Origin of the sequence: Delftia sp. UME58, from assembly GCF_014170385.1 — a bacterium.
In the GTDB taxonomy this organism is placed as follows: Bacteria; Pseudomonadota; Gammaproteobacteria; order Burkholderiales; family Burkholderiaceae_C; genus Comamonas; species Comamonas acidovorans.
In genome coordinates, this window is record NZ_LZZV01000098.1 from 135,277 (window position 1) to 157,963 (window position 22,687).

The following is a 22,687-nucleotide window of genomic DNA, read 5'->3' on the forward strand; positions in this document are numbered from 1 at the left end:
ACCGTGCACGCTGTCGTCTTGGCTACTGCGCGGTACCGCGCGGGCACCTGCGGGACAGGCGTTCAGGCCCTGTCTATGTCCTGCTGCAGCCGCCGCACCATGCGCTGCAGCGCGGGCACACCGTCCTGGCGCAGCGCATCGGCCGTGACGAAGCGCGAGGGTCCGCCCAGGCTGACGGCCATCAGCGGCAGGCCGCGCCCCGGCGAGAAGGCCAGCGCAATGGCGTTGACCTCGGGCTGCCAGTCGCCGAACGAGCACGACAGCCAGGGCTGGGGCTGGCTGCCTGCCTCCGGCCACAGCGGCAGCTGGGCCTGGGCGGCGGCCCATTGCTCCGGGGCGTGCGATTGCAGGTAGTCCAGCGCGCGCTGACGCTCGGATGCGGGACTGGCGGCCAGCCAGGCACGGCCCACGGCCGTGGTTGCCAGGGGGATGCGCGAGCCCATGTCCAGGTCGCGGTGCATGAAGAGCGCGCTGGGGCAGTGCTCGATATAGACCATGTTGTGCCGGTCGCGTGCAGCCAGGGCCACCTCGGCATCGGTGGTGGCGGCCAGCTTTTGCATCAGCGGGCGTGCGATCTGGCGCACGTCCAGGCGCGAGAGCATGGCGCTGCCCAGGGCCAGCGTGGCTGTGCCCAGGCGGTATTTGCCCTCTTCGGGCACATGGATGAGGTAGCCCAGCGTGGTCAGCGTGTGCGTGAGGCGCGAGACCGTGGACCTGGGCAGTGCGCAGCGCCTGGCGATGTCCTGGTTGCCCAGCAGCTTTTCGCCGGAGCGAAAGCAGGACAGGACATCAAGGCCGCGCGCCAGGGCGACGATGAAGTTGCGGTCATCGTCGCCGGGCTGGGGCGGCGGGGTGCGGGAGGGCGGCATGCGCCGATTATCGGCAGCCGCCCCGCCACGGGGTGTCGTGGGCTTTACTTCTCGACGAAGGCGCGCTCGACCACGAAGTCGCCGGGCGTGGTGGTGTTGCCTTCCTTGAAGCCTCGGTGCTCCAGCAGCTCCTTGAGTTCGTTCAGCATGGCGGGGCTGCCGCACAGCATGACGCGATCGGTCTCGGGATTGAGCTCGGGCAGGCCGATGTTCTGCGGGAAGGTGCCGTCCGTGATCTGGTTGGAGATGCGGCCCTGGTTGCGGAAGGGCTCGCGCGTCACGGTGGGGTAGTAGACCAGCTTGTCCTTGACGATCTCGCCGAGGAATTCATGCTCGGGCAGTTCCTTCTCGAACAGCTCCTGGTAGGCCAGCTCGCTGGCATGGCGCACGCCATGCACGACGACGACCTTCTCGTAGCGCTCGTAGGTCTCGGGATCGCGGGCCACGGCCAGCCAGGGGGCCAGGCCCGTGCCGGTGCCGATCAGGTACAGGTTCTTGCCGGGCAGCAGGTAGTCGATCAGCAGCGTGCCCGTGGGCTTCTTGCCGACGAGGATGGTGTCGCCGACCTGGATGTTCTGCAGGCGCGAGGTCAGCGGACCGTCGGGCACCTTGATCGACAGGAACTCGAGGTGCTCCTCGTAGTTGGGGCTGGCGATGGAGTAGGCACGCAGCAGGTTCTTGCCATCGACCTTCAGCCCGATCATCGTGAAATGGCCGTTGGAAAAGCGCAGCGCGGTATCACGGGTGGTGGTGAAGGAGAAAAGGCGGTCGGTCCAGTGGTGGACGGACAGCACGCGTTCTTCAAGAAAAGCACTCATGTTGGCAATACGGTGAATTCGGGGCAGGCAGTGCCCGCCGGGACGTTGCAATGAGAGGTCAGTGCCATGCAGGCACGCGGTGGCGGGAAGCACAGGGGGCAGACGCGCTGGGCGCGTTGCCGCTGCTTCGTGGCGGCCGGTGACCGGGGCAAGCTCGCTATTGTCCGGTAAATGGCGTCAAAAGGGGCAGGCACGAACCTTTGTCTTGATACGGATTAGTGATAAGCAAAATGAAGCTGGCTGAATCCCTGCAGCTCTCGCTAGGGCTTTGCGGCCGGGCCAGCGCCAAGCGTCCAGGGCAGGACCGCTTCGGCCAGCCAATCCATGAGCACGCGCACGCGGCGCGGCAATTGGCGGCGCTGGGCGTAGATCAGGTACAGCGGCATGGGCGGCGGCGGGTGGCGGGGCAGCACCTCGATCAGCGCACCCGTCTCCAGCAGCGGCTGCACGGCCAGGCGCGGAACCTGGATCAGCCCCAGGCCGGCCTGGCAGGCCGCGAGATAGGCCTCGGCATTGTTCACGGTGAGCGCGCCCGTCATCGGCAGGTACCGGGGCTGGCCATCCTCCTCGTATTCGAAGCCCAGCGGCCGCGTGCCCAGCGTGCGCTGGTAGTGCACCAGCCGGTGACCGCCCAGATCCTGCAGCGTGGCGGGCAGCCCGTGGGCCTGCACATAGCCGGGGCTGGCGCAGGTGGCCAGCGCCAGCAGGCCCAGCGGGCGTGCCACCAGGCCGGGCTCGTCCACGGGGCCCAGGCGCAGCACGCAGTCGAAGCCTTCGCGCACCAGGTCCACGCGGCGCTCGGTGCAGCTCAGTTCCAGCTGCAGTGCGGGATGACTTTGCAGCAATCGGGGCAGCAGCGGCATGACCACATGGCGCGCCAGGCCCGTGGTCATGTCCAGCCGGACCTTGCCCTGCAGCGGCGCATCGCCGGCCTGCTGGAACTGGCCCTGGAACTCGTCCACGTCGGCCAGCAGGTCCTGGCAGCGTTCGTAGCAGGCCTGGCCGTCCTGGGTGAGCTGCACGCGCCGCGTGGTCCGGTGCAGCAGCCGCGTGCCCAGCCGCGCCTCCAGCTGCTGCACGGCCTGGGAGACGCTGGCCTTGGGCAGGCCCATGCTGTCGGCCGCGCGCGTGAAGCTGGCCATCTCGGCCACGCGGCTGAAGATCTGCATCTGCTCCAGAAGCTTGATTGTTTGCATGGGGCGAACAAATAAATCAGAAACAGACAATTTATCCAAAAATCCACCTTCAATACAGTCGCTGTCATTGCAAACCACCTAACGAGGTCCGCCATGACAGCTTCTCCTTCGACCGCTTCTTCCCCTGCCGCCCGCCGCATCGTCCTCGTCACGGGCGGCAGCCGCGGCCTGGGCCGCAATACGGCCGAGCACCTGGCGCGCCAGGGCTTGGACGTGGTGCTGACCTACCGCGAGCGTGCCGACGAGGCCCAGGCCGCCGTGGCCGCCATCGAGGCGCTGGGCGGCCGTGCCGCCGCGCTGCAGCTGGACGTGGCGCGCAGCGCGGGCTTTGCGGACTTTGCGGCCCGCGTGCGCCAGGCGCTGGCCGATACCTGGCAGGCCGACCGCCTCGATGCGCTGGTGCACAACGCCGGCATCGGCATCAACGCGCCATTCGCCACCACCACCGAGGCGCAGTTCGACGAGCTGGTCGCCATCCACCTGAAGGCGCCTTTCTTCCTGAGCCAGCACCTGCTGCCCCTGCTGCGCGACGGCGGCAGCATCATCCACCTGTCCAGCGGCCTCACGCGCTTCACCCAGCCCGGCTATGCGGCCTATGCATCCATGAAGGGCGGGGTGGAGGTGCTGACGCGCTACCTGGCGCGCGAGCTGGGGGCGCGCGGCATCCGCGTCAACACGGTGGCGCCGGGCGCGATCGCCACGGACTTCGGCGGCGGCCGCGTGCGCGACGATGCACAGGTCGGCGCCGCCCTGGCCAGCCAGACGGCACTGGGCCGCGTGGGCCAGCCCGACGACATCGGCCCCGTGATGGCCGCCCTGCTGCAGCCCGGCATGGGCTGGGTGCAGGGCCAGCGCATCGAGGCCTCGGGCGGCATGTTCCTCTGAAGGCGCCGGGAGGGCCGTCAGCGCAGGCGCTCGCGCGCCACCATGGACAGCAGCACGATGGCCGCTGCGGCGGCGATGTGGCCGAACCAGGACACCAGCCCCAGCGACCAGGGCTCCACCTGCAGCGCCGCCCACAGCGACAGCGCCAGCAGCACCCAGCCGGCCGCGCGCAGGCGCCGGGTGCGGGCGGGTGGCAGTTCCTTGCCGAACAGGTCGCTCTGGTGGCGGTCCATGGCCAGGGCCAGGCAGGCGAAGGCGCCCAGGGCCAGCAGCTGACAGAACAGGTGGGCCATGCTCATGCGCTGGTCTCCGCTGCGGCGGCCGCTGCCGTGGCGGCTGCCTTGGGCGCGGGCCGGGCGGCGCGCACCGGTTTGGCCTTGGGCTGGTGGCGCTGGGTGCGCAGGGCCAGATGGGCATGCAGTGCGGCCAGGGCCAGCAGCATGAGGTCCATGCCGGCGAACACCCAGTCGCCCGCGCGCAGGCTGGCCAAGAGGCCGCGATCCGTGGTCAGCGCGTTGAGCACGGGCAGCAGGGCCAGGGCGGCGGCGCCGGCCCACAGCAACTCGATCCAGGCCCGCTTGGCGGGCCGGCCCAGCGCCCAGAACAGGGTGGCGCCCCAGGCGATGAACATGGTGTGCACCTCCCACTCGGCGCGCTGGGCCATCTCCACCGGCAGCAGGCGGTTGGCCCAGAGCATGCCGGCCATGCCGATGGACAGGCCGGCGATGGTGGCGATGTTCAGCCGTTCCACGAGCCGGAAGCCGAAATGCGGCCTTTCCGGATCGGGCAGCTTGCTGCGCCGCTTCACGTTCCACAGCACCAGCCCCGTTCCCACCATGGCCGTGCCCGCAAGGCTGACGATGAAGTACAGCCAGCGCGTGGGCAGGTCGCCGAAGCGGCCCATGTGCAGCGCATAGAGCACGCCGCGCGTCTCGGCGGCGGCGCCCACGCTGTCCTGTGCCTGCAGCAGCTGGCCGCTGACGCCGTCGAACATCATGAACTGCGGGCTGATGGAGACGCGGCCGTTCTCGCCGCGGATGGCGGTCACGCGCGCATTGGCATCGCCGGGCAGGTTGACGTTCAGGCGTTCCACCTGGCCCGCGCCCCAGCGCTGCTCGGCCTGGCGAACCATGTCGGCCAGCGGTGCCAGGGGCGCGGCCTGGCCCGAGGGCTTGCCTGCGGGAACAAAGGCACTGAGCTGCTGGCCGGCCACCACGCGCTGCTCCGGCGTCATGGTGGTAGCCAGGCTGGCCCAGGGCATGTACATCAAGGCCAGCGTCACCAGCCCGGTGTACGTGATCATCAGGTGAAAGGGCAGGCCCAGCACCGACAGCGCGTTGTGCGCGTCCAGCCAGGAGCGCTGGCCCTTGCCCCAGCGGAAGGTGAAGAAGTCGGCAAAGATCTTCTTGTGCGTGATCACCCCGCTGACGATGGCCACCAGCATGAACATGGCGCACAGCCCCGCCAGATAGCGGCCCCAGAGCACGGGCATGTAGTGGAACTGGAAGTGGAAGCGGTAGAAGAACTCGCCGCCGCGCGTCTCGCGCACCGGGCCTTCGAGGCGCGTGCCGGTGGCCGGGTCGAAGCGGCCGTTCTCGAAGCGGCGCCTGGCGCCCTTTTCGGTCTGCGGCGGGCTCCAGAACACCGTGGCCACCGTGCTGCGCGCATCGGGCAGGTTGATCAGCCATTGCGGGCTTTGCGGCGCCACATGCGCCATGGCGTCGCCGATCCGCTGGGCCACGAGCGCGGGCTCGCTCGCCTGGCTCTGGTGCGGCTGCTCGGGCTGCATCCACTGCGTGATCTCGTTCCTGAAATAGCTCACCGTGCCCGTGAGGAACATGGCGTAGAGGAACCAGCCCAGCAGCAGGCCGACCCAGGTGTGCAGGTCGGACATGGTCTGGCGTATGCCGGGCGCCTTGGCGGCTTTCGCGGCCTTGGCGGGCTTGCCGGCCGTGTTCGTGGTGTCCGTGGTGTTCGTGTTCATGCGCCCAGCCCCTTGCCCCAGGTCCACCATGCGACGGGCGCCAGCACCAGGGCGGCGACCAGCAGGCCGGCCCAGGCGCGCCAGGCGCTGCGCACGGCAAACACCCAGATCACCGCGCCCGCATAGACGGCAAAGCTCAGCAAGGTGCCCGAGATCGCCGCCTGCGTGCGGTCTGCGGGCAGGGCCAGCACGGCCACGCTGGCCAGCGCCGCCACGGCGTAGCCGCCAAACAGCGCGGCGAGGATGCGGGAGATCAGCGGCCAGTAGTCACGGAACCAGTCACGGAACCAGTCATGGGTGCGGGCAAGAGTGGGAGATGGCATGGCACGGGGCCTGGAAAGGCTCGAAAAACGCCGACAGAGGGGGCGGCGGTGGCGCGGATGTTATTTGAGAATAAGTCCCATTACAAGCAGCGCTGGCAAGCCGCACGCCTGCCGTCCCCAGCCGTCCCTCAGCCGGCCGGCAGCCGCATGCGTGCCTGCAGGTTCTCGAAGATCTGGCGCGTGACGGGGCTGATCACGTGGCTGCGGATGTACAGGCGATAGACCAGGTCCGGCAATGGCGGCATGCCGTCGCCCGCGCCCAGCACGCGCAGGCCCGGGTCGAGCTGCTCCACGCCGCGCGCCGTCACGCCCAGGCCGGCGCGCAGCGCCGCGCGTATGCCCACCAGGCTGGTGCAGGTGTGGCGCGGTGTCCAGGCGATGCCGGCCGCATCCAGCGCGTCGCAGCCCAGGCGGCGGAAGATGCTGGGCCCGTCGGCCATGACCAGGGGCACGGGCTTGCCCGGGTCATGGGCGTAGCCCGCGCCACACAGCCACACCGTGGGCGTGGAGCGCAGCGCAAAGCCCTCGAAGCCCTCATCCTCCCGGTTGGAGATGGCCAGATCCAGCTCGCCCTGCCTGAGCGACTCCATCAGGAACGGGCTGCGCCCCACATGGATGTCGATCTGCATGCCGGGAAAGTTCAGCGCGATCTCCTGCAGCACGGGCGGCAGCATGTTGTCGGCCGCGTCGTGGGGTGCGCCGATGCGCACCAGGCCCTGCACCTGGCGGTGCTGCAGGTTGCGCAGGGCCTCGTCGTGGATGGCCAGCATGTGGCGCGCATAGCCCAGCAGGCGCTGGCCATGATCGGTGAGGCGTTTTTGCCGGCCCTGCTTCTCGAACAGCGCGTGGCCGATCTTCTCCTCCAGCCGCTGCATCTGCTGGGTGATGGCCGATTGCGTGCGCCCCATCTGCACGGCGGCGGCGGCAAAGCTGTCGTGGCTGGCAATGGCGGCCAGGGTGCGCAGCAGGTCCAGGTCAAGCGTCTCCATACTTCAATTTTATTGAAGTATTTATTGGGCATGCGTGGATTGTTGCGGGCCTGGCGCCTCACTACAGTGGACTTCGACGACGACAAGGAGCCCCCTTTGAACACCATCACCAACACCATCACCGAACAGCGCAGCGCCGCCGTGACAGCAGCCATCGACCACATGAAGCAGGCCATTGGCGAGGACGCGGCCACGCGCGCCAGCCTGGACGCCGTGCTCCAGCAACTGCTGGGCCTGGCCGCGCGCCGAGACTTCTGGCAGCAGGCCGACTACGCCGCGCCCGAAGAGGGCGAGCACCAGGCGCGCTACCTGATCGCCGAGGACGCCGACCAGAGCTATGCGCTGTACCTCAACGTCATGCGCCCGGGCAAGCGCATCGTGCCGCACAACCACACGACCTGGGCCTGCATTGCCGCCGTGGAAGGCACGGAGCACAACCGCGTCTACGAGCGCACCGACGACGGCTCCGTCCCCGGCAAGGGCACGCTGCGCGAGACGGAACTCGTGGTGGTCGCACCAGGCCAGGGCATCGCCCTCATGCCCGAGGACATCCACTCCGTGGAGATCCAGGGCGAGCAGGTCATCCGCCACCTGCACATGTACGGCCGCGCGCTGGAGACGCTCAACGAGCGCACCAGCTACGACCTGGCCACCGGTACCTGCCAGACCATGGCCATCGGCGTGCAGACGCGCCGCTGAGCCCCGGCCTTCCGGCCGCTACCTCCCGCTTCCTGCCTTTTCACTGTCCATGCCGCAGCGCGCCCCACGGGGCGCGCGTGGCAGGGCTTTGCCCGAAATTCCTTGCCGATCTTTTTCCCGGACCGCATGCAATGACCGCATCCATTGACGCCCACACCCTCAAATCCTGGCTGCACGACGGCCAGGAGATCGCGCTGCTCGACGTGCGCGAGCACGGCCAGTACGGCGAGTCGCACCTGTTCTACGCCACGCCCCTGCCCTACAGCCGGTTGGAGCTGGATGTGCCCCGCCTGGTGCCGCGCAGGCAGGTGCGCGTCGTCACCTACGACGGTGGCGAGGGCGATGCCAGCGCGGGCATGGCCGAGCGTGCCGCGCGCCGCCTCCAAGCCCTGGGCTATACCCAGGTCGCCGTGCTCGAAGGCGGTGCCAAGGCCTGGAGCGCTGCGGGCTACACGCTGTTCGCCGGCGTGAACCTGCCCTCCAAGACCTTTGGCGAACTGGCCGAACACGCCTATGGCACGCCGCGCATCACGGCACAGCAGCTGGCGGCGCGCCAGGCGGCGGGCCTGCCCCTGGTGGTGCTGGACGGCCGGCCCGTCTCCGAGTTCCACAAGATGAACATCCCCGGCGCCATCTGCTGCCCCAATGGCGAGCTGGCGCTGCGCGTGAGCCGCCTGGTGCCCGATGCGGCCACGCCCATCGTGGTCAATTGCGCGGGCCGCACGCGCTCCATCATCGGCGCGCAGACGCTGATCAACCTGGGTATTCCCAACCCCGTCTACGCGCTGGAGAACGGCACCCAGGGCTGGTACCTGGCCGACCTGCCGCTGGAGCACGGCGGCACGCAGCGCTATGGCGACGACTCGGCCAGCAGCGCGCTGCAAGCCCAGGCCCGCGCCCTGGCCGAACGCTTCGATGTGCCCGAGGTCGATGCCGACACCGTGCGCGCCTGGAGCCGTGACGCGGAGCGCACGCTGTTCCTGTGCGATGTGCGCACGCCCGAGGAATTCAAGGCCGGCTCGCTGCCCGGCGCCCAGCACACGCCCGGCGGCCAGCTCATGCAGGCCGGCGACCAGTACGTGGGCGTGCGCGGTGCGCGCCTGGTGCTGTTCGACAGCGATGGCGTGCGCGCCCCCGTGGTGGCCAGCTGGCTGCGCCAGCTCGGCCATGACGCCTGCGTGCTGCGGGGCGGCCTGCAAAGCGGCCTGGACCTGTCGCCGGCCCAGCCGCCCCAGGTCCCCGAACTGGCAGGCATCACGGCGCAGGCCCTGCACGAGCGCATGCGCCAGGGCGAGGTGGCCGTGGTCGATCTGCGCGCGGGCATGAAGTACCGCGCAGGCCACATCGCCGGGGCCCGCTGGTCCATCCGCCCGTGCCTTGCCAGAGACCTTGCCGGCGAGACGCGCCAGATCGTGCTGGTGGCCGACGAGCCCGGCATGGCGCAATGGGCCGCACTGGAGCTGCAAGGCGCCGCGCCGCTGCTGCTGGAAGGCGGCCTGGCCGCATGGCAGCAGGCCGGCCTGCCGGTCGAGGCCACGCCCGACAGCCCCACCGACGCCGAGTGCATCGACTACCTGTTCTTCGTGCACGACCGCCACGACGGCAACAAGGAAGCGGCACGCCGCTACCTGGCCTGGGAGACGGGCCTGGTGCCCCAACTGGACGCGCAGGAACTGGCCGCCTTCCGCCTGCCGGAGCCGGCAATGTCCTGATCCACGCAAAGAGCATCCGAACAGCCCAACACCACATAACGACAGGAGACAAGACATGTTCGCAACTCTCAACCTGGCCAGGATGCTGGCCGCCGGCCTCGCGGCCCTGGCCATGCTCTCGCAGGCCACGGCCGAGCCGCTGGCTGCGCGCAACGGCTATCCGGCCCAGCCGATCCGCTTCATCTCGCCCTTCCCGCCGGGCGGCGGCAACGACGCCAGCACACGCTGGGTCACCACGCGGCTGACCGAGGCCACGGGCCAGCCCTCCGTGGTGGAAAACCGGGGTGGTGCAGGCGGCAACATCGGCGCCAAGGCCGTGGCCGAGGCCAAGCCCGATGGCTACACCGTGCTCACGGGCCAGGTCTCGCTGATGGCGGTGAACCCCGCGCTCTACAGCGCGCCGGGCTTCGATCCGCTCAAGAACTTCGTGCCCATCACGCAGATCAACGCGGCGCCGCTGGCCATCGTGGTGGCCTCGGCCTCGCCCCTCAAGAGCTTTGCCGACCTGGTGGCGCGCAGCAAGGGCGAGCCGGGCCGCGTCACCTATGCCACGCCCGGCAACGGCACGCTGTCGCACCTGGTGGGCGTGGTGCTGTCCAAGGAAAACGGCGTGCCCATGACCCATGTGCCCTACAAGGGCGCGGGGCCGGCCATCAACGATCTGCTGGGCCAGCAGGTCGATGTGCTGATCACCTCCACCTCGTCCGTGGCCGGCATGATCCAGGCGGGCCAGGTGCGCGCGCTGGCCGTCACCAGCCCGCGCCGCATCGGCGTGTTCGGCAAGGTGCCCACGCTGGAGGAACTGGGCCTGCGCAATGCGCGCTTCGAGGACTGGTACGGCTTCTTCGCCCCCGCCGGCACGCCGCCCGAGCGCGTGGCCTATCTGCACGACGCCATCGTGCGCACCCTGCAACTGCCGGAAGTGACCAAACTCGTCGTCGATGGCGGCAGCGAAGTCGTGGCCAATACGCCCGAGGCCTTTGCCGCCCAGCTGCGCCAGGACATGGAGCGCTGGTCGCGCGTGGTCAAGCTCTCGGGCGCGAAGATCGACTGATGGCTGCCGAACACGCCCCCGTGCCTGGATCATCGGCCTCTGGCGCCCCCGCGCTGGACCTGCAGACCCGGCTGCTGCATGCGGGCAAGCGCCCGGCCTATGCGGGCGGCACGGCCGTCAACCCGCCCCTGGTGCGCGCCAGCACCGTGCTGTTCGAGAGCACGGCACAGCAGCGCGAGATGCGCGAGCGCCGCGCAGGCGAGCGCATCTTCAGCTACGGCGCGCGCGGCACGCCCACCGGCTTTGCGCTGGAAGACGCCGTCAGCGAGCTGGAAGGCGCCCACCGCACGCGGCTGCTGCCCACGGGCCTGGCGGCCATCGGCATGGCCCTGCTCAGCTACCTGCGCCCCGGCGACCATGTGCTGCTGACCGACAGCGCCTACCAGCCCGTGTGCCACCTGGCCGTGCAATGGCTGCGGCCCTACGGCATCGAGTACGACTTCTTCGCGGCCGATGGCAGCGACGCCCAGGCGCGCATGCGCCCCAACACCCGCATGGTCTATGCCGAATGCCCGGGCTCCCTGGTCTACGAGATGTGCGACCTGCCCGCGCTGGCGGCCATGGCCCATGCGCGCGGCGCCCTGGTCGTGGCCGACAACACCTGGGGGTCGGGCTGCCAGTACCGGCCGCTGGCGCTGGGGGCCGATGTCTCGGTGATGGCGGCCACCAAGTACCTGTCGGGCCACTCCGACGTGATGATGGGCACCGTGGCCACCACCGAGGCCGCCTGGGAGCCGCTGGCCGCGCGCTGCGACGCCTTCGGCATGGCGGTCAGCCCCGACGATGCCTGGCTGGTGCTGCGCGGCATGCGCTCGCTGGCCGCGCGGCTGCAGATGCACGAGGCGCATGCGCTGGAGGTGGCGCACTGGCTGCAGCAGCACCCGGCCGTGGCCACCGTGTTCTGCCCCGCGCTGCCCACGCATCCCGGCCATGCGCTGTGGCTGCGCGACTGCCAGGGCACCAACGGCCTGGTGTCGCTGGAGCTGCAGCCCGGCACCGCCGAGGCCGCCGTGGACCGCTTCATCGACGGCCTGCGCCTCTTCGGCATCGGCGCCTCCTGGGGCGGCTACGAGAGCCTGGCGACGGCCGCGCACATGGCGCAGGCGCGCAGCGTCACCGACTGGAGTGCGCGCGGGCCCGTGGTGCGCCTGCACATCGGCCTGGAGTCGCCGCGCGACCTCATTGCCGACCTGGAGCAGGGGCTGGCGGCGCTGGACATGCCTGCCTGAGCGATCAGGCCCTCTGAGCGCGCGCCAGTTCGCCGGCCAGCGTCTGCACCAGCGCGGCGGCCGGCATCTCGCGCGCCAGCGGCGCACCCTGGCCGGCCCAGTGGGCTGCGTAGTCGGAGCTGCCTTGGGCGGACGCCGCCTGGTGCAGCGCCTTGCCCGCGTCGTAGACGCGCGGGTAGTCGGGCAGGGACTGGCCATGGCTGGCGCCCAGCGCATGCAGCCGGTTGACCATGCCGCGCGCCGGCCGGCCCGAGATGGCGGCGGTGATGCCTGTGTGGTGGGCGCGTTCGCTGCGCAGCTCGGCACGGTAGGCCGGGCTGGCGGACGATTCAGGGCAGAGGATGAAGGCCGTGCCCAGCTGCGCCGCACAGGCGCCCAGGCCCAGCGCGGCCGCAATGCCTTCGCCGTCCATGATGCCGCCGGCCGCGATCACCGGCAGGGTCGTGTTGCGCGCCAGCACGCGCACCAGGGCGAAGGTGCCCATCATGCGGTCCTGCGCGGGATCGAACGTGCCGCGGTGCCCCCCGGCCTCCACGCCCTGGGCCACGATGGCATCGACGCCGGCCTGCTCCACCTGGCGCGCCTCGTCCAGCGACGTGGCGCTGGCCAGGGTCACGATGCCGGCCGCGCGCAGCGCGTCGATGAAGCCCTGCTCAGGCAGCCCGAAATGAAAGCTCACCACGGCAGGCCGCTCCTGCAGCAGCATGGCCTGCAGCGCCGCGTTGCCGACGGCGGTGGCGTAGATCTCGTTGAGCGTGGCGGGCGGCTTGGCGCCGAAGCGCGCGAACTCGGGCGCCAGATGGGTCAGCCAGGCGGCCTCGCGCTGCGCATCGGCCCGGGCCGGCCGGTGGCAGAACAGGTTCACGTTGAAGGCGCCCGAGGTCAGCGCGCGCGTCTGCACGATCTGCTGGCGCGCCTGCTCCGTGCCGCTGGCGCCAATGCCCAGCGAGCCCAGGCCGCCCGCATCGGTGACGGCAGCCGCCAGCGCGGGCGTGGATGTGCCGGCCATGGGGGCCTGGATGATGGGATGGCGCATGCCCAGTCGGGCCATCCACGCGGTCTTTGCGGTGCTCATACGACTCCTTGTTTCCTGTCTCGAATCCACGCACTCATGCGGCGGCCTGCCGGCGCGCGCTGGCGCGGCTGGCGGCGATCATGAGCGTGCCCAGCAGCAGCGACACGCTGCCGATGACGAACAGGCGCTGGTACGAGCCCAGGCCCGCATAGCTCCAGGCCATGAAATATCCCGACACGGCCTGCATCAGCGCAAAGGCCGCCGTGGCATAGCCCCACATGCGCTTGTGCTGCACGGGGCCGATCAGCTGCATCAGGTAGCCCGAGGTAATGGCCGCCATGCCCGGCGACAGCGCGCCCACCAGAAAGGACGAGGTCGCATGACCCGCAAATCCCACCCAGAACAGCGGCATGGCAATGGCCAGGGTCTTGACCGCATAGGCGCCCGTGGTCGTGCCCCACCAGCCAAAGCGCGTGGCGCACAGCGAGGCCACCAGCGGCCCGGCAATGGCGCCCAGGCCGAACACGGCCCACTGCGTGGAGGCGTAGGCATCGCCCAACTGCAGCTCGCGCGCCAGGTAGTCCACCCAGAACACCGTGTGCGGCACAAAGCCGAAGGCGTCCGTCATATAGGCCAGCATCACCAGCACCACGGGCAGCGTCCACAGGGGGGCGGCACGGGCAGGTGGGGCATGGGGCGTGATGGCGATGGGCGCAGGCACCGGCAGCCGCCGCACATGGCGCCAGCCCAGCCAGCCGGCCCAGGCGCAGACCGCCGCCAGCGCCCACCAGACGGCGCCCAGGCTCTGGCGCGCCAGCAGCGGTATCAGCGTGGCCGACAGCAGGGCGCCGGCACCTATGCCGCAGAACATCAGCGGCCCCAGCGCCGCGCGCCGCTGCACGGGCGTGGCCGCCAGGGCCACCGAGGGGCCCAGCACCATCAGGATGGCGCCGCCAATGCCCGAGATGCAGCGCCAGGCAAAAAACCAGGGCATGGGCAGCGGCCAGGCGCAGGCCGCAAAGCTCAGCGCCAGGGCCACCCAGCACCACAGCAGCACGCGCAGCGCGCCCAGGCGTTCGGCCAGCGGCGCGGCGGCCAGCGCCCCGATCAGATAGCCGAGCAGGTTGGCCGCGCCCAGGTAGGCCACCTGCTCGCCGCTGAACCAGCCGGCATGCACCATCTGCGGCATCAGCGCCGTGTAGGCAAAGCGCGCCAGGCCGACGCCGCTGAGCGTGGCCATGAAGCCGGTCAGCAGCAGGGAAGTTTCGTTGCGTTGGATCACGGGAGTGGGCGCCATGCGGGGAGGATGGGCATACATTAGGCGCTGCCGCCCATCATGTCCAATGATTCAAAATGATGGCGTCGATCTCGATTGAAGATGGATGTCACTGGAGCCGCGATGCAACTGAAGTCCCTGCGCATGTTCCTGGCCGTCTGCGACAGCGGCAGCTTCGGCGCCGCCGCGCAGCAACTGCACACCGTGCAGTCCAACGTGACGGCCCATGTGAAAAAGCTCGAGGACGAGGCCGGCGTGCAACTGCTGGAGCGCAGCGCGCCCGTGCACGCCACGCCTGCCGGCCGCCTGCTGGAGCAATACGCGCGGCGCATGCTGGCCGACCATGACGAGGCGCTGGCCCTGCTGCAGGGCAGCGCCCGGGCCGCAGGCGCGCTGCGCATAGGCTCCATGGAAACCACGGCCGCGCTGCGCCTGCCGCCGCTGCTGGCGCGCCTGCACCAGGCCCAGCCCGGCCTGGACCTGGAGCTGCGCACGGCCACCACGGCCGAGCTGCTGGCCGACCTGCTTGCCGGGCGGCTGGACTGCGCCTTCGTCTCGGGCATGCCGCCCCAGTCCCGCCTGCAGGGCTGGCGCGTCTTCGAGGAGGAACTGGTCCTGGTCACCGCCTTCGCGCTGCCGCGCTTTCCCGATGCCGCCCAGCTCAGCGCCGTGCCCTTCCTGGCCTTCCGCCAGGGCTGCAGCTACCGCCAGCGCATCGAGCTGCTGCTGGCCGCGCGCGGCGTGGCCGCACGCATCATGGAAATGGGATCGCTGGACGCCATCCTCGGCTGCGTGGCCGCCGGCATGGGCTACGGCCTGCTGCCGCGCAGCGTGGTCCAGGCCCAGCAGCACCGCTTCGGCGTGCACATCACGGCCCTGCCCGGCGCACTCGCCCAGGAAGTCGCCCGCGTGGAAACCTGGTTCGTCGTGCCCGCGCGCCAGGGCTGGTCGCCTGCGCTGCGTGCGTGCGTGGAGGTGCTGGGGATCGACCAGGAGGTTGCGGCTGTCGATGCGCAAGGCCTGGTGCCTGCCGGCTCATGACGGCAACCGCAACACCCTCCGATACTGCATGGCCTCCGCCACATGCCCGGTCTCCACTGCCGCGCTGCCGGCCAAGTCGGCAATGGTGCGCGCCACCTTGAGCGCGCGGTGGGTGCTGCGGGCCGACCAGCCCAGGCGTGCGGCGGCCTTGTGGGCGAAGGCCAGGGCCTCGGGCGACAGGCCCAGGTGATCGTCCAGGGCCTGGCCCTGGAGCTGGTGGTTGGCACTGCCCTGGCGCTGCACGGCCAGCGCGCGGGCCTGGACCACGCGCTCGCGCACGGCCTCGCTGGTTTCGCCCGAGCGCGCGGCCAGCAGCTCCTGCGGGGGCAGGGCGCCGACTTCCACATGCAGGTCGATGCGATCCAGCAGCGGGCCGCTGATGCGCGCCTGGTAGCGCGCCACCTTGTCGGGCGTGCAGCGGCAGCGCTGCACCGTCGATCCCCAATGGCCGCAGGGGCAGGGATTCATGGCCGCGACGAGCTGAAAGCGCGCGGGGAATTCGCAGCGCTGGGCGGCTCTGGCGATGGTGATCTGGCCGGTCTCCAGCGGCTCGCGCAGCGCCTCCAGCGCACTGCGCGCGAACTCGGGAAATTCATCGAGGAAGAGCACGCCGTGGTGGGACTGCGAAATCTCGCCAGGACGCGGCGGCGAACCTCCTCCGACCAGGGCCACGGCACTGGCCGTGTGATGCGGGCTGGCCGTGGGGCGCTGGCGCCAGCGCTCGGGCGTGAAGCGGCCGGCCAGGCTGGCGATGGCGGCGGCCTCCAGTGCCTCGTCGTCGCTCATGGGCGGCAGCAGGTCGGCAAAGCGCTGGGCCAGCATGGACTTGCCCGAGCCCGGCGGCCCCACCAGCAGCAGGCCGTGGCCTCCGGCCGCAGCGATTTCCAGCGCGCGCCGCGCCTGGGCCTGGCCGCGCACCTCGGCCAGGCACAGGCTGCTGCGCACTGGGGCGGCGGGCTGCGGCTGCACCGCATGCCAGCCCGGGCCGGGGCAGGGCCGGGCATCGCTGGCTGCCGGCAGATCGTCGGTGCTGTCGGTGCTGTCGGTGCTGTCGATGTCATGGGCGCCATCGGCATCCTCGCCGTTGTCAGTGGCGTCGGCACCGTCCGTGTCCTGCTCCGTCTGCACCAGGGCATTGGCCGAGCGTGTGATGAAGCGGCGCACCACGTCCAGCAGGTGGTGCGCGCAGAACACCTGGGCCGATGGCACGAAGGCCGCCTCCTGCGCGCTGCCCGGCGGCAGGACCAGGCGGGCGCCGTCCTGCTGGCGGTGCAAGGCCAGGGCCGTGGCCAGCGCGCCGCGCACGGGCCGCAGGGCGCCCGACAGCGACAGCTCGCCCGCGAATTCATACTCGGCCAGCGCATCGCCATTGATCTGGCCGCTGGCCGCGAGAATGCCCAGCGCAATGGGCAGGTCGAAGCGCCCCGAATCCTTGGGCAGGTCGGCGGGCGCCAAGTTGACGATGATGCGTTTGTTGCTCGGGAACTCCAGCCCGGAGTTCAGCAGTGCCGAGCGCACGCGTTCACGCGCTTCCTTGACCTCGACATCGGCCAGACCCACCAGCGTGAACGACGGCAGGCCGTTGGCCAGATGCACTTCCACGGTGACACGCGGGGCGGCCAGCCCCAGCAGCGCACGACTTTGAACCAGGGCCAGACCCATGGGCACCTCGCAGAAACGACAGACACAAAGCCAGACACAAAGGAAGAGGCCGCCAGCGGTGCGGCGGCCTCGGTGACCCAGTATGGCAACGGCCTTGGACCTTGTGGGCGGCGGGTGCGGCGCTGCCCCCAAATCTCAGAATGTTCTGACCCTTGCGGCGCAAAAATCAGAACAGCTTCACCAGCGCCGGAACGCTCAGCACGGCCGTGTAGTAGCCCATGAACTGCACGCCGGTGTTGAAGCCGAAGCCGCGTGACAGCAGGCCGCCGAGCAGGCCCATGGTCAGGATCACGAGCAGGCCCAGCAACTGGCCTTCCCAGACGCTGATGACGATGATCAGGCCCACGAAGGTGGCGATGATGGCTTCGTGGCTGACCCGGCGCGAGACGAACAGCGCCGCGCTGCGCGCGAAGTTCATGGCGAAGGGGTAGGACACGAGGGCCGCCAGCAGCACGGCCAGCATGCCGTAGCCCAGGAACTCCCAGTGGCTGAGCAGGTTGTGCAGGTTGTTCACCTGGCCCGTGGCGGCATCGACGGTGAAGCGCGGCGGCGCGTTGAACAGCGGCGCGGCGGGGCCGGCGGCCACCGGGCTCAGCGGCAGGCCGAAGGCGATCAGAGGGATCAGCGCCTCGGCGATGTAGGTGGCCTCGGTCACGCCGTTGCGCGCGCTCAGCACCGTGGTCAGGCGGTGGTAGGCATGCTTGATGCGCGAGCCCACCAGCTCGCCCAGCACCACGGTCATGGCCACGGGGCTGAAGACGAAGGTGGCGCTGGAGATGGTGGCCGTGGCCAGGGTCCAGCGCGTCTGCACGCGGTCCAGCACCTTGAGCGGGTTGGGGAAGTAGCCTGACCAGCCTTTCACGTCGGGCGCCAGGTTGAACTGGCGCACCTTGTCGCGCAGCATGCGCTGGCGGCCGGCTGGCGAGATCACGGTGAACAGGTCGGCGATCAGCGGCCCGATGGCAATGCCCAGGAAGTAGCTGATGCTGAGCTTGACCTCGTATTTGGCGGTGAGGCTTTGCAGCGCAATGATGACCACCACGAACGGAATCAGCAGCATGACCGAGGCCCAGCGCCCCGCCGAGAAGTAGGCGATGAGGAGGGCGGCGGCCAGGAAGATCCAGGGCGCCGTCTTGGTGATCATGCTGCCGAAAGGCGCCAGCATCACCGCGAACAGCACGGCCAGCGGCACGGCGACAAAGGCCGCGACGATGCCGCCCGAGACCATCTTGCGCAGCGCGATATGGGGCACGCCCAGCTTGCGCAGCATGTTGGCGTCCTGCAGCAGCGGCGTGGCCAGCGTGTCGCCGGGAATGCCCAGCAGCGCCGTGGGCACGGCATGCGTCATGTGCTTGGCCACGGCGCCGGCCAGGAAGAAGGTGAATACGCCCGCAGGCGGCACGCCCAGCAGCACCACCAGCAGGGTGAGCGGGGCCAGCGTGGTGGTCTCGTCCGTTCCGGAGACCAGGCCGATGGCGGCGAACACCACGGCGCCTATCAGTCCCATCGCGGCCGCGACGGCGATGTCATTGGTCAGCAGGGCTTCCATCTCATGCCCTCCCGGCCTTGTCGGCGAACAGCTCGTAGAGCTTGAGCTCCTTGAGTTCCTGCACCACGGCGGGCGGCAGGTCCTGCACCGTGCCCAGGCCTCCGGGCTGGCGCGCCAGTTCCTCCAGCACTTCGCGGCGCCATTCGGGGTCGTTCGAGGTGTCCAGCTCGGTCACTTCCCGCTTGGGCGCAAAGGCGCGTGCGCAGATCACGCCGGCGATCACGCAGCCGGCCAGGCCCGCGAGCATGGCGTAGGCGTGGGCCAGCTGGCGCGACTCGACCACCGTGGCCAGCCAGCGGCTGGCCAGGTAGAAGCCCAGCACGCTGATGCCGGTGCCGATGGCAATCGCCCAGGCCAGGTGGCGCAGGTCCACGGTGTCGCCCCAGACCTCGGCCAGCCGCCAGTCGGCGGGATCCTTGCTTGTCATGTGTGTCTCCTTGGGTTTTTGTTTGTGTGGCCGCGCGCTGGTCAGGCCCTGGCGCGCAGCGCGGCCAGCACTTCCAGTGCGCGGTCGGTGCGCACGTCGTGCTCGGCGGCCAGCTGGCGCGCCACGGCATCGACCTCGTCGCCCGTGGCGCCGGCCACCAGGGCGATGTTGCGGGCGTGCAGGGCCATGTGGCCGCGCTGAATGCCTTCGGTGGCCAGGGCGCGCAGGGCGCCCAGGTTCTGCGCCAGGCCCACGGCGGCGGCGATCTCGCCCAGCTGCTGGGCGGACTGCAGGTCCATGATCTTCAGCGCCAGGCGTGCCAGCGGATGGGTCTTGGTGGCGCCGCCGACCAGGCCGACCGGCATGGGCAGCTCGATGCTGCCGACCAGTGCGCCGCCGGCATCCTTTTCCCAGCGCGTGAGCGAGGTGTAGCTGCCGCTGCGGCTGGCATAGGCATGGGCGCCGGCCTCGACCGCGCGCCAGTCGTTGCCCGTGGCGACGATGACGGGGTCGATGCCGTTCATGATTCCCTTGTTGTGCGTGGCCGCGCGGTAGGGGTCGATGGCCGCGAAGGTATAGGCGTCCAGCACGCCTTCGATGATCTCCTCGCCGCTGCGCTCCTGCGTGGCCAGGGTCTGCGGCGTGAGCCGCACGCGGGCGCGGGCCAGCCGCAGGTCGGCCAGGTTGGACAGGATGCGCAGCCGCACGCTGCCGCCCGTGATCTTCTCGACCAGGGGCGCCACCGATTCGGCCATGGTGTTGACAGTGTTGGCGCCCATGGCGTCGCGCACGTCCACGATCAGGTGGACCACCAGCATGGGGCCGCGCGGCGTGTCGGGGAAGACGTGGACCTCGATGTCCTTGCAGCCGCCGCCCAGGCCGATCAGCACCTTGTCGCGGCTGTTGGCGCGCTCGATGATCTGCGCACGCGCCTGCAGCACGGCCAGGCGCGCGCCATGCGGATCGGTCACGCCCAGCACCTGGACCTGGGCGCGCATCAGCGGCAGCGTGCTGGAGGTCTGAAAGCCCCCGTCCTCGCGCGCCAGCTTGGCCATGTACGAGGCGGCGGCCACCACCGAGGGCTCCTCCACCGCCATGGGCACCAGCACGTCGCGGCCGTTGACGCGGAAGTTGCCGGCCACGCCCAGCGGCAGCTCGAAGCTGCCGAACACGTTCTCGATCATGCCGTCGGCCAGCGCCAGGGGCAGGGCACCGGGGGCAGCGAGCAGGGCGCGCTCGGCATCGGACAGGCCGCAGGCATCGGCCAGGAAATCCCGGCGCTGGGCCGGTGTGAGGGCACGGAAATTGGGCAGGCGCGAATCGGCAACCATGGAAGACATCTCCTCGGATCAAAACTCTGGTCGCCGGACTGTAGGAAAACTGTACCGCTTTCAAAAGGTACAGTTTCGGGGAACAGTACCATCGCACTGCAACATGAACGGAGGGCGCATGGCAGACACCAGAGGGCGCTCGGCCCCCATTGCCGAGAAGCTGGCCGACCTGATCGGCCAGCAGATCGCCGACGGCGTGTACCGCCCTGGCGACAAGCTGCCCTCGCTGCGCGAGCTGGCGCAGCTGCACCGCTATGCCAAGAACACTGTGGTCTCGGCCTTCGACCTGCTGGTCTCGCGCGGCATCGTGGAGCCGCGCCGGGGCTCGGGCTTTTACGTGCTGGGCTCGGGGCGCGGTGCCCAGCGCACCGATGAGGACGCGGGCCAGCTGGGTCGGGCCATGGACATCGTCTGGCTGATGCGCGAGCAGCTCAAGACCCAGCCCGACTGCGTGGGCGTGGGCGACGGCTTTCCGCCCGTGGAATGGCTGGCCGACATGCGGCTGGACCGCTACCACCAGAAGGTGGTGCGCACGGGGCTGGGGTCGCTGTTCCGCTACGGCAGCCGCTACGGCTATGCGCCGCTGCGCGACAGCCTGGTGCGCAAGCTGGGTGACTTCGGCCTGCAGGCCACGCCGGGCCAACTGGTGCTGACCCATGGCGCCAACGAGGCCATGGACCTGGTCATCCGCTACTTCGTGCCGCCGGGGGCCACCGTGCTCGTGGACGAGCCCGGCTACTACCCGCTGTTCGGCAAGCTCAGGCTGGCCGGCGCCCATGTGGTCGGCGTGCCGCGTCTGGCCGACGGGCCCGACGTGGCCGCGCTCGAATCACTGCTGGCCCAGCACCGGCCGCGCCTGTTCTTCACGCAGTCGCTGGCCCACAATCCCACGGGCTCGGACATCTCGGCCGCCAACGCCTACAAGGTGCTGCAGCTGGCCGAGCGCCACAACCTGCTCATCGTCGAAGACGATCCGCTGGCCGACTTCAAGCCCACCTCGGCCGTGCGCCTGTCCACGCTGGACCAGCTGGAGCGCACCATCTACATCGGCAGCTTCTCCAAGTCCTTCTCGGCTGCGCTGCGCGTGGGCTTCATCGCCTGCAACGACGCGCTGGCCAGCGACCTGGCCGACCTCAAGGCGCTGATCCACGTCAGCGGCTCCGAGTACTGCGAGCGCATGGTGGACGTGATGCTGCGCGAGGGCCACTACGAGCGCCACCTGGTGCGCCTGCGCCACAAGCTGGGCCAGGCCACGGCCCAGGCGCTGGGCTGGCTCGATGCCCACGGCTGCGAGGTCTTTGCGCGCAGCCCGCAAAGCCTGTACCTGTGGGTGGCTTTCCCAGGTGTGCAGGACTCGCTGCGCCTGGCCGAGCAACTGGTGCCGCGCAAGCTCAGCATGGCGCCGGGCCGTGTCTTCCATGTCGATCCCTCGGCCGTCTCGCGCTGGTCGCGCTGCAACGTCAGCGCCATGCTCGATCCGAGGTTCCAGGCCGCGATGGGGCAGGTGCTGGCTCAACCCGCCTGAACCAGCCCCCGGGCCTGCGCGCGCAGCAGCGCGATGAAGCGCTGCTGCTCCTGCGTGGGCGCGTCGTCGGTGCGGGTGAGGATGCCGAAGGGCGCCATGGGCACGTCGATGCAGACCGGCAGCGCCCTGACCAGGCCCATGCGCAGATAGTCCTTGAGCGCGGATTCGGACAGCAGCATCACGGCGTCGGTCAGCTGCACCAGCTGCTGCATGGAGTACACCGAGCTGCATTCGATGATGTCGGCGGGCGCGGGCAGTTCCAGGCGCTGCAGCAGCTGGTCGAGCGCGATGCGCGCGGGGCTGGTGGCCGGCTGCAGTATCCAGGGCCAGTCTCCGACAAGCTCTTGCCAGCCCAGCTTGCGCCGGCGTGTCAGCGGATGGCCGCTGCGCACGACGACCAGCAGCCGCTCGTTGCCCAGTTCCTCGAAGCTGTAGCTGCTGCTGTGGGCCGCAGGGCTGCGCCGCGCAATGGCCATGTCGATGCGCCGCTGGTCCAGCAGGCGCAGGATCTGGTCGCTGGTGTCGCCCATGATGCGCAACCGCAGCTGCGGGCTTTGCGCCTTCATGCGCGCCACGGCCGTCATCACCAGGTCGGGTGCGGCGCCCATGATGGTGCCGATGGACAGGTAGCCGTAGCCGCCCTGGCGGCGCGCGGCCAGGTCCTCGGCGCAGCGGTCCAGGCTGTTGAGCGAGGCCTCGGCAAAGCGCACCAGCTGCGCGCCCAGCGCCGTGGGCCGCATGCCGCGCGGCAGGCGCTCGAAGAGCTGGCAGCCGAACATGTCCTCGATCTCGCGCAGCATGCGCGTGGCCGCAGGCTGGGACATGGCCAGGCTCAGCGATGCGCGGTGCAGGTTCAGGCTCGATCCCAGCGCCACCAGCATGTGCAGGTGCTTGTAGCGCAGGCGGTTGAGCAGGCTGCGGTGCAGCACGGGCGGGGCGGATTCGGGCGTGTTCGCAGGCATAAGCGCAAGGTATCGGATGTGACCGAAATTCGATTTGTTGAGCATCGATCATGCGCCGTACATTGGCCCTGCGACAAGAAAAAACAGACCCAATCCAGGAGACAAGACATGCACAGCCCATCGCCCGTTTCATGACGCGCT

The 22,687-nt window shown here is 70.0% G+C and carries 21 protein-coding genes; 7 read left to right on the forward strand and 14 right to left on the reverse strand.

Annotated features, from left to right (window positions below; genetic code table 11):
- Positions 1–62 precede the first annotated feature (62 nt).
- From A9976_RS25145 to A9976_RS25155, 3 genes are all read right to left on the reverse strand, one after another.
- Entirely contained in the window at positions 63–869 is an 807-nt protein-coding gene (locus A9976_RS25145) for an IclR family transcriptional regulator (protein WP_183021250.1), read from the reverse strand.
- A gap of 44 nt (positions 870–913) precedes the next feature.
- The gene (locus A9976_RS25150; RefSeq protein ID WP_183021251.1) at positions 914–1,687 is read right to left on the reverse strand and encodes a ferredoxin--NADP reductase; all 774 of its coding nucleotides are present in this window, start codon (positions 1,685–1,687) and stop codon (positions 914–916) included.
- Positions 1,688–1,947: 260 nt separating this feature from the next.
- Positions 1,948–2,883: a LysR family transcriptional regulator gene (locus A9976_RS25155; protein WP_183021252.1), complete on the reverse strand. Its 936-nt coding sequence runs from the start codon at positions 2,881–2,883 to the stop codon at positions 1,948–1,950.
- Between the two features lie 93 nt (positions 2,884–2,976).
- On the opposite strand from A9976_RS25155, the gene A9976_RS25160 reads away from it, so the two are divergent.
- Complete coding sequence (locus A9976_RS25160; RefSeq protein WP_034397753.1) at positions 2,977–3,768, forward strand: SDR family NAD(P)-dependent oxidoreductase; 792 nt, start codon at positions 2,977–2,979, stop codon at positions 3,766–3,768.
- A 17-nt stretch (positions 3,769–3,785) separates the two neighbouring features.
- On the opposite strand, the gene A9976_RS25165 is transcribed toward A9976_RS25160, so the two are convergent.
- The 4 genes from A9976_RS25165 to A9976_RS25180 form a co-directional block, all read right to left on the reverse strand.
- Complete coding sequence (locus A9976_RS25165) at positions 3,786–4,067, reverse strand: DUF3325 domain-containing protein (RefSeq protein WP_183021253.1); 282 nt, start codon at positions 4,065–4,067, stop codon at positions 3,786–3,788.
- On the reverse strand, positions 4,064–5,752 hold the full coding sequence (locus A9976_RS25170) for a PepSY domain-containing protein (RefSeq protein ID WP_183021254.1): 1,689 nt from the start codon (positions 5,750–5,752) through the stop codon (positions 4,064–4,066). The genes A9976_RS25165 and A9976_RS25170 overlap by 4 nt, the downstream gene beginning before the upstream one ends.
- Entirely contained in the window at positions 5,749–6,075 is a 327-nt protein-coding gene (locus A9976_RS25175) for a DUF3649 domain-containing protein (RefSeq protein WP_183021255.1), read from the reverse strand. Before A9976_RS25175 ends, A9976_RS25170 begins: the two co-directional genes overlap by 4 nt.
- A 128-nt stretch (positions 6,076–6,203) precedes the next feature.
- Entirely contained in the window at positions 6,204–7,064 is an 861-nt protein-coding gene (locus A9976_RS25180; protein ID WP_183021256.1) for a LysR substrate-binding domain-containing protein, read from the reverse strand.
- Between the two features lie 162 nt (positions 7,065–7,226).
- Here A9976_RS25180 and A9976_RS25185 point away from each other — a divergent pair, with 162 nt between their 5' ends.
- From A9976_RS25185 to metC, 4 genes are all read left to right on the forward strand, one after another.
- Complete coding sequence (locus tag A9976_RS25185) at positions 7,227–7,763, forward strand: cysteine dioxygenase family protein (RefSeq protein WP_051941125.1); 537 nt, start codon at positions 7,227–7,229, stop codon at positions 7,761–7,763.
- Between the two features lie 131 nt (positions 7,764–7,894).
- A complete protein-coding gene (locus tag A9976_RS25190; protein ID WP_183021257.1) occupies positions 7,895–9,475 on the forward strand; it encodes a rhodanese-like domain-containing protein in 1,581 nt (526 codons plus the stop codon).
- Positions 9,476–9,530: 55 nt separating this feature from the next.
- Positions 9,531–10,529, forward strand: coding sequence for a tripartite tricarboxylate transporter substrate binding protein (locus tag A9976_RS25195; protein ID WP_183021258.1), 999 nt, complete (start codon positions 9,531–9,533; stop codon positions 10,527–10,529).
- Positions 10,529–11,758 (forward strand): cystathionine beta-lyase, encoded by a 1,230-nt coding sequence (metC, locus tag A9976_RS25200; protein ID WP_183021259.1) that lies wholly within the window; start codon positions 10,529–10,531, stop codon positions 11,756–11,758. Before A9976_RS25195 ends, metC begins: the two co-directional genes overlap by 1 nt.
- 4 nt (positions 11,759–11,762) lie before the next feature.
- Here metC and A9976_RS25205 read toward each other — a convergent pair whose 3' ends face one another.
- Positions 11,763–12,833, reverse strand: a complete 1,071-nt coding sequence (locus tag A9976_RS25205) for a nitronate monooxygenase family protein (protein WP_183021260.1) — start codon at positions 12,831–12,833, stop codon at positions 11,763–11,765.
- A 34-nt stretch (positions 12,834–12,867) separates the two neighbouring features.
- Positions 12,868–14,070: a YbfB/YjiJ family MFS transporter gene (locus A9976_RS25210; RefSeq protein WP_183021261.1), complete on the reverse strand. Its 1,203-nt coding sequence runs from the start codon at positions 14,068–14,070 to the stop codon at positions 12,868–12,870.
- A 102-nt stretch (positions 14,071–14,172) separates the two neighbouring features.
- Between A9976_RS25210 and A9976_RS25215 the strand changes: the two genes are divergently transcribed.
- The gene (locus A9976_RS25215) at positions 14,173–15,090 is read left to right on the forward strand and encodes a LysR family transcriptional regulator (protein WP_183021262.1); all 918 of its coding nucleotides are present in this window, start codon (positions 14,173–14,175) and stop codon (positions 15,088–15,090) included.
- Here A9976_RS25215 and A9976_RS25220 read toward each other — a convergent pair.
- From A9976_RS25220 to A9976_RS25235, 4 genes are all read right to left on the reverse strand, one after another.
- The gene (locus A9976_RS25220; RefSeq protein ID WP_183021263.1) at positions 15,085–16,752 is read right to left on the reverse strand and encodes a YifB family Mg chelatase-like AAA ATPase; all 1,668 of its coding nucleotides are present in this window, start codon (positions 16,750–16,752) and stop codon (positions 15,085–15,087) included. The genes A9976_RS25215 and A9976_RS25220 overlap by 6 nt on opposite strands.
- A gap of 166 nt (positions 16,753–16,918) precedes the next feature.
- Positions 16,919–18,301, reverse strand: coding sequence for a tripartite tricarboxylate transporter permease (locus tag A9976_RS25225; protein WP_012202224.1), 1,383 nt, complete (start codon positions 18,299–18,301; stop codon positions 16,919–16,921).
- Position 18,302: 1 nt separating this feature from the next.
- Positions 18,303–18,728 carry a hypothetical protein gene (locus tag A9976_RS25230; RefSeq protein ID WP_183021264.1) on the reverse strand — a complete coding sequence of 142 codons (426 nt, stop codon included), beginning with the start codon at positions 18,726–18,728 and terminating at the stop codon, positions 18,303–18,305.
- Positions 18,729–18,769: 41 nt separating this feature from the next.
- The gene (locus A9976_RS25235; protein ID WP_183021265.1) at positions 18,770–20,059 is read right to left on the reverse strand and encodes a hydroxymethylglutaryl-CoA reductase, degradative; all 1,290 of its coding nucleotides are present in this window, start codon (positions 20,057–20,059) and stop codon (positions 18,770–18,772) included.
- A gap of 118 nt (positions 20,060–20,177) precedes the next feature.
- On the opposite strand from A9976_RS25235, the gene A9976_RS25240 reads away from it, so the two are divergent.
- Entirely contained in the window at positions 20,178–21,584 is a 1,407-nt protein-coding gene (locus A9976_RS25240; RefSeq protein ID WP_183021266.1) for a PLP-dependent aminotransferase family protein, read from the forward strand.
- Here the strand turns inward: A9976_RS25240 and A9976_RS25245 are convergent.
- Positions 21,572–22,591 carry a LysR family transcriptional regulator gene (locus tag A9976_RS25245; protein ID WP_220808851.1) on the reverse strand — a complete coding sequence of 340 codons (1,020 nt, stop codon included), beginning with the start codon at positions 22,589–22,591 and terminating at the stop codon, positions 21,572–21,574. The two genes, A9976_RS25240 and A9976_RS25245, sit on opposite strands and share 13 nt — an antisense overlap.
- Positions 22,592–22,687: the final 96 nt, after the last annotated feature.